Annotated in this window: 10 protein-coding genes; 8 read left to right on the forward strand and 2 right to left on the reverse strand. The window is 62.4% G+C overall.

The window, feature by feature from the left end; all coding sequences use genetic code 11:
* Nucleotides 1-476 precede the first annotated feature (476 nt).
* Both AC52Q4_RS09470 and AC52Q4_RS09475 read left to right on the forward strand, forming a co-directional pair.
* On the forward strand, nt 477-1,070 hold the full coding sequence (locus tag AC52Q4_RS09470) for a CBS domain-containing protein (protein WP_495536551.1): 594 nt from the start codon (nt 477-479) through the stop codon (nt 1,068-1,070).
* A 166-nt stretch (nt 1,071-1,236) separates the two neighbouring features.
* Nucleotides 1,237-1,704 carry an FHA domain-containing protein gene (locus tag AC52Q4_RS09475; protein ID WP_495536552.1) on the forward strand — a complete coding sequence of 156 codons (468 nt, stop codon included), beginning with the start codon at nt 1,237-1,239 and terminating at the stop codon, nt 1,702-1,704.
* 50 nt (nt 1,705-1,754) lie between these two features.
* Here the strand turns inward: AC52Q4_RS09475 and AC52Q4_RS09480 are convergent, their stop codons facing one another.
* Together AC52Q4_RS09480 and AC52Q4_RS09485 are read right to left on the reverse strand one after the other, a co-directional pair.
* Nucleotides 1,755-2,795 carry a patatin-like phospholipase family protein gene (locus tag AC52Q4_RS09480; RefSeq protein WP_495536553.1) on the reverse strand — a complete coding sequence of 347 codons (1,041 nt, stop codon included), beginning with the start codon at nt 2,793-2,795 and terminating at the stop codon, nt 1,755-1,757.
* The gene (locus AC52Q4_RS09485) at nt 2,780-3,568 is read right to left on the reverse strand and encodes a MinD/ParA family ATP-binding protein (protein WP_495536554.1); all 789 of its coding nucleotides are present in this window, start codon (nt 3,566-3,568) and stop codon (nt 2,780-2,782) included. Before AC52Q4_RS09485 ends, AC52Q4_RS09480 begins: the two co-directional genes overlap by 16 nt.
* A 460-nt stretch (nt 3,569-4,028) precedes the next feature.
* Between AC52Q4_RS09485 and AC52Q4_RS09490 the strand changes: the two genes are divergently transcribed.
* The 6 genes from AC52Q4_RS09490 to AC52Q4_RS09515 all read left to right on the forward strand — a co-directional run bounded on the left by AC52Q4_RS09490 (nt 4,029) and on the right by AC52Q4_RS09515 (nt 10,870).
* A complete protein-coding gene (locus tag AC52Q4_RS09490) occupies nt 4,029-4,268 on the forward strand; it encodes a hypothetical protein (protein WP_495536555.1) in 240 nt (79 codons plus the stop codon).
* A 69-nt stretch (nt 4,269-4,337) separates the two neighbouring features.
* The gene (locus AC52Q4_RS09495; RefSeq protein ID WP_495536556.1) at nt 4,338-4,643 is read left to right on the forward strand and encodes a hypothetical protein; all 306 of its coding nucleotides are present in this window, start codon (nt 4,338-4,340) and stop codon (nt 4,641-4,643) included.
* Nucleotides 4,644-4,813: 170 nt separating this feature from the next.
* Nucleotides 4,814-6,247, forward strand: coding sequence for an efflux transporter outer membrane subunit (locus tag AC52Q4_RS09500; protein WP_495536557.1), 1,434 nt, complete (start codon nt 4,814-4,816; stop codon nt 6,245-6,247).
* A gap of 34 nt (nt 6,248-6,281) precedes the next feature.
* Nucleotides 6,282-8,696 (forward strand): FHA domain-containing protein, encoded by a 2,415-nt coding sequence (locus AC52Q4_RS09505; protein WP_495536558.1) that lies wholly within the window; start codon nt 6,282-6,284, stop codon nt 8,694-8,696.
* On the forward strand, nt 8,686-10,068 hold the full coding sequence (locus AC52Q4_RS09510; RefSeq protein ID WP_495536559.1) for a beta-barrel domain-containing protein: 1,383 nt from the start codon (nt 8,686-8,688) through the stop codon (nt 10,066-10,068). Before AC52Q4_RS09505 ends, AC52Q4_RS09510 begins: the two co-directional genes overlap by 11 nt.
* A 49-nt stretch (nt 10,069-10,117) precedes the next feature.
* The gene (locus AC52Q4_RS09515) at nt 10,118-10,870 is read left to right on the forward strand and encodes a peptidylprolyl isomerase (protein WP_495536560.1); all 753 of its coding nucleotides are present in this window, start codon (nt 10,118-10,120) and stop codon (nt 10,868-10,870) included.
* Nucleotides 10,871-10,913: the final 43 nt, after the last annotated feature.

Genomic DNA, 10,913 nt, shown 5'->3' on the forward strand with positions numbered 1-10,913 from the left:
CGATTTCCGTCTTTGCGGCCTCGGCGGCAGCTCATTATCGAACTGGATTTCCCTCCGCATTTCCCGTCATTAGACAATTCTTCGCGCGCACTTTATGCCGCGACCTCGCAATAGGCCGCGCAGCAGCAGGTAAGGGTATCGGCGTGGGCTGCGCCGAGCGTATTTCGGCGCGCCGTGCATCGCTCCGGGTGATACTGGGACAGGGTCGGTAACCTGAGAGACAAAGACAAATCATCTACACTGGTTATGAGGATCCTATGCTGCGCTATGGAGCGCAAACAGGAACGTTGCGGAGGGTGCCGGTGGTCGTGGTCATCCAGGTGGCGCGGGAGAGCGGTGTGGAGAGCTTTTTGCCACGCCCGACTCCGGGCTCTGGGCTCGGCTGCGTACCGTGCGGCCCGAGGGAAGGCTTAACTGCGTGGGGTGAAGCCTTCACTCCGGCACCTCAATCGGGATGCAGGTAAAGGAGCTCGGCGATGAAGCGTGAGTTTGCAGTCCTTTCCCATATCCACTTGCAGCCAGGACGAACCTTCGAGCGCCCGGAGGAGCCTCCGGAAATCGTGCATTGGGATAGCCCGGCCGTGGAGGTCATGACCGATTTCCGCCGTGTGAAGCCAGTTACCGTACGTCCCGATGTTTCGATAGACGCCGCCTTGGAGAAAATGAAACGGGTCGGTGTGCGCCTCCTGCTGGTGATCAACGAGCAAGAGGAGATAATCGGTGTCATCACCGCAAGGGACATACAGGATGTACGTCCCGTCCAGCTGGTTCAGGAAACCCGCACTCCGCACTCGTCGATTCGGGTACAGGCGATGATGACACCGCAAGGCGAGATCATCGGGCTCAATCTGCTCAGTGTGCGCAACGCCCTGGTAGGCCATGTTGTCGAGACGTTGCGTCAACTCGAGCGCCAGCACGTGCTGGTGCTGGACGTCGACGAAGTCACCAAGGAGCAGAAAGTGCGGGGTTTGTTCTCGACCAGTCAGATCGAGCATCAGCTTGGCGAGAGCATCGACGCCGGCATTCCGCCGGCTCACTCGCTTGCGGAGATACAGCACGAGATCGGCTGACGGCGGCGGTTTGAGAAATCCCATGGCCTGTCCGCCGGCCGGCAGGCCGTCGGCGGCGCGGATTTGACGAAGCGTGCACCCCACCGCGTGTGGATCGCGCGGGCGCGAACCGCCGTGGTCATCGCCGGAAGCGGCTGGTCTCGCGAGCGCACCGGAGTGAGTGACGATGGAAGAGAATGACACTTCGACCAAAGCGTTTCATGTAAGCGCGGTGAGAAACGATGGCGCCAGCGCGCCTGCGGCGCAGCTGATCGTGATCCATGGTGGCGACGTCGGTCAGAACGTCGAGCTCAACCGCGCGCGTACCGATATCGGGCGCCGTGAGACGAATCATCTCGTGTTGGCCTCGCCCACCGTCAGCCGTGAGCACGCCTACCTTGCCTGCGAGGACGAGCGCTATTTCGTCGTGGATATCGGCTCCCGCAATGGTGTTTACGTCAACGGCCAAAGAATTCCCGCCGCACGGGCGTGGTATCTGAGCCACGGAGACAGCCTTGCCTTGGGCGAGCAGTTGCTGCTGTTTCACTGCCCCGAGCGTTTGCTCAATGCGCGGGGCTCCTTTGAGATCAACATTGATCGAAGCCGGGTCAGCAAGGAGGTCGATGACTTTTTCGCGCAGTATATTGCCCCTTGAGGGCACACGCGCGCCGTCAGAACGACACGGATCACATCTATCGGGCAGGCTCAGTCGGCACCGAAGGTGAGGGCGAGCGAGCCGTTTCGCAGTTTTTTCTTGAAATTCTCACGTGCCCGCAGGTAATGCTCGGCAACATGGCGGAAATCGAATAGCGTCGGTTCGACGATATGGGGGTTCAGTAGTAGTAGTGTGACGGCTCCTCGGTAGCGCTGTCGTGCCTCCTTGAGCTGGTATGTCCAAAGCGCCTCCTCCAACGCGTAGATGCTTTGTATGAAACGATGGATGAAGCCGCGGGCCGGTTTGCGGCGCTCGTCGCTGCTGAAATGGGTGGCGATCAGTAACAGCTTGCGCGTGTCGCCGCTGCGCAGGTGCTCGGCGATCGGCGAGATCAACGGGGTTTTCTCCACCAGTCCGCCGTCGTAATAGCCGCAGTCCTCGTGCGCGAGCGCCGGCCGTGGCGCCAGAATGCCGGGCAGGCTCATGCTCGAGAGAATGGCGGGTAAGAGCGGTCCGGTGCGGAAGACCTTGCGCCGGTTGAGCCCATCATCGCTGCAGGCGATGCAGCGAAATGGAATGGTGCAGCTTTGAAAGTCCCTGGTCTTCAGGGCAGCCTCGATGAGCGTGGCGAGCCGCCGGCCCCGGATGAGGCCAGCGGGCAGGAAACGCCCGAACGGGCGCAGCAGCAAGGAGCGCAAAATTGCCCCATGGCATGGGTCGACCGCGTCTTTCGGGCCGAGCGTGCGAATCGTGGCGAGCATCTCGCAAGCGCTTGTGCCGCTTGCCCAGCTTCCCCCCACGACGGCGCCGGCGCTGGTTCCCCAAAGCTCGCTGATGTGCGCTTTCAAATCGAGCTCCTCCAGCAGGCGGGCGAGGGCAATATTGCCGCACAATCCCGCCGTGGCCCCACCACCAAGCGAGACGACCAGGCGGTGCTCGCCCGCTGTTGCCAGGCGGTGCAGCGTGCTGTAGTCGTCCCGATGCGGGGGCGATTCGATCGTCAGCTGACGATCGAGGCCATGCGCCGTCCTCTCACGGCCGTGGAATAGCCGAAGGCGGCTCAGGCGCTTGCGGTTTATTGTGGTCGACATGCATTTTTTTCGCTCATCAGTCGGCTGGCGATGGCGGTCAGCTCTTGGGTCAGCGGATGCTGCGGCTGGCAGCCGGCGAACAGCTCCCGGCTGCCGAGTATGGCCATGGTCGCATCCAGCGGCAGAATACCGATCACCTCGTGGCCGTAGGCCGAGCGGATTTCATTGCGCATCGTCTCCGGATCGATGCGTTCGGCGACCTTGTTGACCACCATGAAGATGTTCGGCACCTGCAGGCGGCTGGCCACCTCGAGCAGCACGGCCGTTCCGTGATAGTCCTGTTTGTCGGGCCGCAGCAGGATGAGCAGCTGGTCGGAGATGGCGGCCGTGAGCAGGGTTTCCCGATTGAGCCCCGGGTGTGTATCCAGGAACAGGAAATCGAGTCGCAGCTCGGCGATCAGCCGCTTGAACTCCCTGTCGAAGCAGTGGACATCATAGCCTTCGGCCACCACGCGGGAGATATCATCCACCGCCAGGCTCGAGGGCAGGAGGAAGAGCTTGCCGGGACCATCGACCAGCCCGCAGTTGCGGTCGATATCGTAGACCGTCTCCGCCAGCTCGCATCGCCCGAATACGAAGTCGGAGAGCGTGTAGACCATCCGTTCGGGCTCGATCCCGAAGACCAGGTGAACGCCGGGCGATTGGATGTCCGTATCCAGCACGGCCACCCGCTCGCCGCATTTTGCCAGCAGATAGGCGAGGTTCGCCGTGATGTTGCTCTTGCCGGTACCGCCCCGATAGGAATGCACCGATACAATCTGCGCCATCGTCATGCCCTTTGTGGTTGGTGCGTCCGCCAGCTCGGAGGGACTTCGAGGTGCCCTCCCTTATTTTAGGTTCTGGATCGATGCCGGGGATCTTTTTGCCGATCGCACGGCCGGTGCTCGGGGCGCAAGCGCTGGCGGCGGGGGGCCGCCCGGAGCCGGCATGTGGCAAGACGAGGCTTGCGCAAGCACGGATGCGGCCGGGAAGTCGAGTTGTTGATTGCTAGTGCATAGTGTCACGAAAAAACGTTTGCCGATAACAAACTTCCGTTGTCGGCCAGCGTGCCTCGCAAACCTCTCCTCCGCTCTTCTCGAATTGGCAAATAACTATTAAAAACAATTAGATGAAGTTTATTTTCCAGCGGGTTCCGGTCGTTGGCATGCAAGCTGCAAATACCCAGACAACGAGAGCATTGGGCTCTCGGATCGAGAAATCTCTGCAATTCACAGTAGCAAGGAGTACGACACCATGGCGAGCATCATGATCCGTGACCTGAGCGCGACCAAGCCGTTGGATCGGCAGGCGAGCCTGAGCGTGAAAGGCGGTTGGTACGGCGGCAGTCTCAAGCCTTTTCACTCACCCATCGTGCTGAATCAGACGATCAGCCCGCAGATCCAGGTGGCCGTAATCAACAACACGGCGGTGGGTTTCGGCGGACCGAAGCCATTCGACTTAAGCGCGATTATCGGCCAAGGCCAGCGTGTCTGAACGCCCCGCTCGAAACGGGCGGGGGCCCTCTGCGGCGCCCCGCCTAATTTGACTGAGAGGAGACCCCACATGTCAGCCATCAAAATCCAAGATCTCAGCGCCGAGAAGAGCCTGGAGCGCCAAGCGCGGCTGCGTGTCACCGGCGGTCAAGGCGCGCTGTTCGGCGCCGTGGTCCGCCACTACTCCATGCAGCGTATGATGCAGAAGCTCAGTCGCCGGTTCCCGTTTCCGTTCGCCTTTGCGCAGACGCTGGGGGTCGGTGTGAATACTTCTTCGCAGGCTCAGTTTGCGGTCGTGCAGCAGACGGCCTTGGCCTTCGGTGACAACAACCGCATCGAGCAAAACGCCAGCATTTTCCAGAACCAATCGGCTTGATGGCGCGGCCGCGGGGCCCGCGCCCCACGGCCGTATTGACCACCGGGTGACATGGTTCAAACTTTATGAAAACGAGGCCGTGCCATCTCTATCGTTCGAGGGAGTGGCATGCCGTGAAGAGGCAGCAAGCCATGCGGGTCCATCGTGCCAGACTCCCCACGAAATCCGCCATGCGTCAGGCGGTCGGCCGCCTTCTCATGGTCGGGATGAGTTTGGGCCTGCTCAGCGGCTGCGGCACGTTCTTCGGCACGGACTACGAGCTCCCTCAGGCACCAAGCAAGCATCTCTGGTCGACCCAACCCGGCGGGCGCGCTGCGGTGGAGGCGATTCAGCCTGACTGGTGGGGCGGTTTCCAGGACCCGTATCTCGACGGGCTCATTCACCAGGCCATTGCGCAGGGCATCGACCTCAAGATTCTCGCGGGGCGCATCATGGAGGCGCGCGCCGGCGTCGGGCAGGCACGGGCCACGAGACTGCCGAGAGTGACCGCCACGGCGCAGCCGAGCATTACCCGCTCGCGCACGGAGATCCTTCCCGGCAAATTCACCGACCCGAGCACGACCCGTCAGTACAGTGCAAGCGGCGCCTTGAACTGGGAGGTCGACATCTGGGGTAAACTGCGCAAGGGCGTCGAAGCTCAGCAAGCGGCGTTGCGGGCTTCGCAGGCGGACTGGCGAGCCGGTTACCTCACCCTGGCCTCGGATGTGGCCAGTATCTACTTCCTGATTCGCCAGCTCGACGAGCAGCGTGGCCAGCAGCGCCGGTTCCTGGCCAAGAACCGGCAGATATTGGAGATTTATGAGAGACAATATCGTGATGGCCTGATTGGCCAGACGATGGTGCTGCAGCAGCGTGCCGAGGTGAGGAATCTGCAACAGCTGCTGCTCGAGTTTCAACGCCAGCGCCAGGTGGCGGAGAATCAGCTGGCGACGCTTTTGGGCATACCCGCCGGAGAGCTGCACGTGCCGGTCGTCGGGCTGCTCGAGCAGGTTCGTGTGCCGAAGGTTCTGGCCGGGCTGCCGGCCGATTTGCTCGCGCGCCGGCCCGATATCATCGCCGCAGAATATCGTGTGCTCCAGGCCTACAATCTGACGGGGCAGGCGCGGCTTGCCCGCTTACCTTCGTTTAGTCTGACGGCCAATGGGGGAGTGGCGAGCCAAGTGCTCTCCTCGCTGCTCAAGGGCTTCACGCTGGGGCTCGCTCCAGCGATCAACGTGCCGATCTTCGATGCCTCGCTTAAGGCCAACGTCAGGGTTAACCAAGCGCGGGCCAAGATCGCGGAGCAGCAGTACCGCAGGACGGTCCTCACAGCCTACGAGGAAGTGGAAAATGCGCTGGTGAGCCTCGTTTTCCGTAAGAGGCAGATGCGCGCGCTCAAGGAGCAGCTGAGAGATCTCAGAACCGCAAATCGACAAATTCGGGCACAGCTCGACAACGGCATGGTCTCGCAGCTTCAGGTCTTCGAATCGCAGCGCAGCCTTTTGTCGGCAGAACTGTTGTTACTGACCTTACATCAGCAGATTCTCGCCGATACCGTCACGTTGTATAAAGCGCTGGGGGGCGGCTGGCCGCCTGAATTCGTCTCGCGGAGCCATAAGGAGTAACAGCCCCCGCCGTGCCGCCTGAAGGGGATCGGCTATGAAGTTCACGCTCAAGCCGCTGACTCACCTGGAGCTCGGAGAGATCGTCGTTCGTGACGATCTCTTCGCGATCGGTGCGGCCGAGGCCCCTTTTTCCTCGCTTCCCGAGGGGGCCGCGCCCGGGCTGTCCGCGAATCACGCAAAGCTGTTTCGCCACCAGGGCACGCTGCATGTGGTCGATCTGGGCAGCCGCGGTGGTACGACCGTCAATGGGCGGGCCGTGCACCGGCGCGCCGTATCTCTCGCCGACGCAGACGAGGTCTGCTTTGCGGGGACGCTTTGCTTTCGGCTCGAAATCGGCGAGGAGCGGGTAGCGGAACCCGAGCGTGGGCCATTGACCCTGGTTTTGGTGCCGACGCACGGGGAGACCCCGCTCGAGCCCATCGCGGTCGAGCACTTCCCGTTCCTGATCGGCAAGGATGTGGGCGTATTTGCAGGCTACAAGACCCGCTTTCCCGAGGAGTCCCGATACATATCGCGCCGTCACGCCCTGATCTTCCGGCGACAGGACGGCCTCTATGTGGAGGATCTGGGCAGCACCAACGGCACCTTCCTCAACGCAGAACGCGTGAACGCCGCCGCTCGGCTCGAAGACCGGGCGAGCATCGCTTTCGGGGGCAACTTCTTCAGCTATCGCATAGAGCTCGAGTCGGTCGCGGCCGAGGCGCTCAGCCAGGAGCCGGGCACGATTTTCGTCTCGGCGGCCGACTCCTTCCTCGATGCTTTCTGTCCGGAAGCCGAGGGGGCGGGGGATGCCGGGGAAGCGGCCGGCGCAGAATCGGGCGGGCACGGGGCGCTCGAGGCGAGCCGAAGCGCCGGCAAACCGCGGCGCCGGGGCCCGCTCGCGCGGCTGCGGATATTGTTGACCGAGGTCAAGGCGGCCTTCGCCGATGACGGTCCGAAGCGTCGCCAGCGCCGCTGGCTCTGGCTCGGGTTCGCCGGCGGGTTGATGGCAATCGCCATAGCACTGGGATTTTATCTCAAGGGCAGCCCCGAACGCGCCATCCGCGAGCTGATGACCGAGGGGCGCTACGCCGAGAGTGCCGCGCTGGCCAGCCGCCACCTGGAGGCGGACCCCGGCAACGAGCGTATCGGTCTGCTCGGCACCGAGTCGCTCGCCAAGCGCGTGGTGCCGCCCTGGATGAGCAAGTTGGAGGCCGGTGATTTCCAGGCGGCCGAGGACGTTCTGGCGTCGGCCGCGCGGTTGAGCAAGTTCAACGACGACGCCCGTAGCATGCTCGAATTGATCGAATGGGCCGGGCGGCTGGAGCAATTCGTAGCCAAGCGAGGGGGCGCTCACGCACCGATCGTCGTTTTTCGCGACGAGGCAGTGATCACCGAGCTGGTCGAGTGGTGGGAGGAGGATTCGCACGCGCATCGCAACCGGTTGACCCGGCTCATCGATTACGTGCCGGAGTTCCGCCCCATGGGGGTCCGTGTGGCGAGTCACCTGATGAGCTTGCAGAATCAGAAATCGACCTATGTGAATGCCATCGCGGAGCTTGCGCGAAGCGTCCGCAAGGACTTGGCGGCCGGTCGCGCGGATGCTGCGGAACGGACTTTGAAGGCATTCCAGAGCCAATACCCGCGCGTTGGCGGCATGGGTCGGGTTTTGAAGGATCTGCAGCGGTGGAAGGCCATTCAGGCAGCGATTGGGCGGCATGAGCTCGATGTCGCATTGCGGCTCAATCGACAGGGGCAATTTGCCACGCCGTTGTTTCGACAGGCGGCGCAAGCGCAGATCGCTGAAAAGCTCCCGCCGCCGGAGCTCGCCGAGGAGTATGAGAAAGCTCAGCACGCCTGGTCGCAGGGCGAGTGGGATCGCGCCTTCGAGCTTCTGCAGCGGCTTGCCGGGCGCCCCTGGGGCGAGGTGGCGCAGCAACGATTGCAGCGCTATAGAAGGGTACTGGACGATTACCGTTTGCTCGGGCAGGCAAAAGGCAGCGCCGGGTATGGCCAAAAATTGCTCGCCTTCTACAACCGTCTCGAGCCCGGCGGTGACGCTCGCCTGCGCCATGCGCTGGCGGACGATTACCAGAGCTACCGGACCGAGGCGCTGCAAAAGGCGAAGCAGCAATTCCAGCAAGCCAGCGCGGCCTGGAGGCGCTATCAAGCGCAGGGTGGAATCGACGGCCTGTTGCGCCTGGAGGATGCCGTATCCGAGGCCTACCGAGGCCAGGCTGGGTTGCTCTCGCGAGCTTTTGCCCAGGCGAGCGACATGATGAGCACCTATGAGCTTTTGCAAAAGCCGTCGCCGGCCCCGGCGCGAGGCCTCTACGAAAAGTTGTTCGCGGAGGTCAAGCGGCAGCGTCAATGGCTCAAGGACATGCGGATCGTCATGGATGCCTCGTTGCTGAAGGCCAAGCTGAAGCTGTTGCCGGGTCCACCGGAGATCATGAGCCATGAGCGATAAATGGCCCGAACGCCAACCCGCCTTGCAGGATGCGCTGGAGGATCACAGCGCCGAGGGGATCACAATCCTCTCCTCCGAGCCCTCGCGGCTCACGCGCGCGCTGATCCTGCTGCTCTTTGCATTGCTGATGGCCGGCGCCGCGTGGTCTTTCATCGGCCACGCCGACGTCATTGTGCAGGCCGGCGGTGTACTCGGCCCCGATGCCGACGAGCGACGCATCTACTCTCCGGTCGACGGCGAGCTGGTCGATATCTATCTCGCCGAGGGAATGCCCGTTTCCAAGGGCGACGTGCTCGCCCGCGTCAAAGCCGTCGACGCCATTCAGCTCGCGACTAACGCCCTGCAGGCCAAGCTGAAGCTGACCGACGCCGAGCAGCAGCATGAGCTGCTTCCGGATCGCATGCGCGTGATCGAGCAGCAGTTGAATCTGCTTCAGGTTCAAATAGATCAAGCCCAGCGGTTGCACGACAAGCGCCTCAACGAGGCCATTGCCAAGCTCGGCGAGGAGCAGCGCATCCGGCTCGGCAAGGCGCGCGCGCGCTTGAAGGAGGCGAAGAATGAGCTCGCCTACGCGCGCGCGCAAGCCAGGAAGTACGAGCGTCTGCACCGCTCACCGGGCGGCGGCGGGCTTTCCCGCCAGCAAGTGGACGCCAAGCGCCGCGAGTTGGCGGCGAAGCAAACCGCCTACGATCTGGCCCGAGCCGAGCTGGCCCAGTTCGATGTCGATTTGAGCAAGGTCTACCAGAGCAGCCGGGTGCAGATCCAGGAGACATCGGAGAAGCTGTTGAGCCTGCGTACCGAATACGCGCAAAAAAAGCTCGAGCTGGCCAGCCTGCAGAATGCGGAGCAATCACAGCTGCGCATCGCGCGGGCCGCCGCCGAAGGGGCGGCGCGGGTGAGCTTCGATGACATCGACGAAGAGAATCTGCTCTTGGTGCGTGCCCCGGTCTCCGGGGTGATTACGCGGCTGGCGCTGAACCAACGCGGGGACAAGGTGGTTGCCTCGAAACCCATCGCGAGCATCGCGCCCGCCGGCGCGCGGCCGGTGCTGCAAGTGTCGATCAATGAAACCGACCGTGCCTTTCTGCGCGAGGGCATGCCGGTGAAGCTAAAGTTCCCTGCCTTTCCCTACCAGCGTTACGGGTTAATCGAAGGGACGCTGGAGTATATCTCTCCGACGGCCAGCGCGAATTTGCAGAACAAACAGCCAACCTACGAAGGCCGTATTGGTATGCAGCGGGATTTCTTTTCGGTCGGGAACACGGAGGTTCCGTTGCGCTACGGTATGACCGGTACCGCCGAGATCGTGGTGCGCAAGCGTCGCCTCATCGATCTGGCGCTGGATCCGCTGCGCGAGGTGAGTGCTTGGTGAGCTCGCCGAATCCTGCTATCTGGCCAGAGAAAAACGGAGGTGACCCATAATGGAAGTCGCAAAAATCGACGACGAAACAATCAGCGCGGAAGGGCTGGTCAAGTGGCTCAAGCTCAATGGAAGCTTCGACAACCTGATCGAGGAGCTGATCAGCGAGAAGCTGACGGTGCACGCCGCAAAACGCGCCGGCGTGAACGTTACGATCGAGGAAGTTCAGGAGCGATTCGATCAAATACGCCGGGTCGAAGGACTGCATCGAGCCAAGGACACGCAGGAGTTCCTCCAGCAGCTCGGGGTGAGTCTGGACGACTTCGAGGCCTATATCACGGACACGCTGTACAAGGAGAAGATGCTCGAGCAGATCCGTCGCGAGGAGGCCATTCAGGAGTATTTCAGTCTCAACTCGCCGAAATTCGAGAGCATCGAAATCAGCCACATCGTCGTGGACTCCGAGAGCAAGGCCAGAGAGATTCTCTCTTTGGCCGAGGAGGAGCCCGAGATGTTCGCGGAGCTCGCGCGCGAGCATTCGCTCGACGAGGAGACGAAGCACAACGGCGGACTGGTCGGCAAGGTGCTGCGCGGCGAGCTGCAGGAGGAGAGCGAAGCCAAGGTGTTCAATGCTTCGGCAGGCGAGTTGCTCGGTCCGTTCCAGACACCGGATGAGCTTTTCTACGAGATATTCAAGATCGAGGCGAGGCATCCGGCCATTTTCGACAGCGATACCGAAAAAGAAGTGCGCCGCCTCGTCTATCGGGCTTGGCTTGAAGCCCGCACGCATGAGCATCATCTGGAAGTGCTCTGACACCGTGACGAGGAGGCGGCGCGCATGGGGTGCGGGCGAGGAG

This window comes from Nitrococcus sp. (assembly GCF_059432795.1).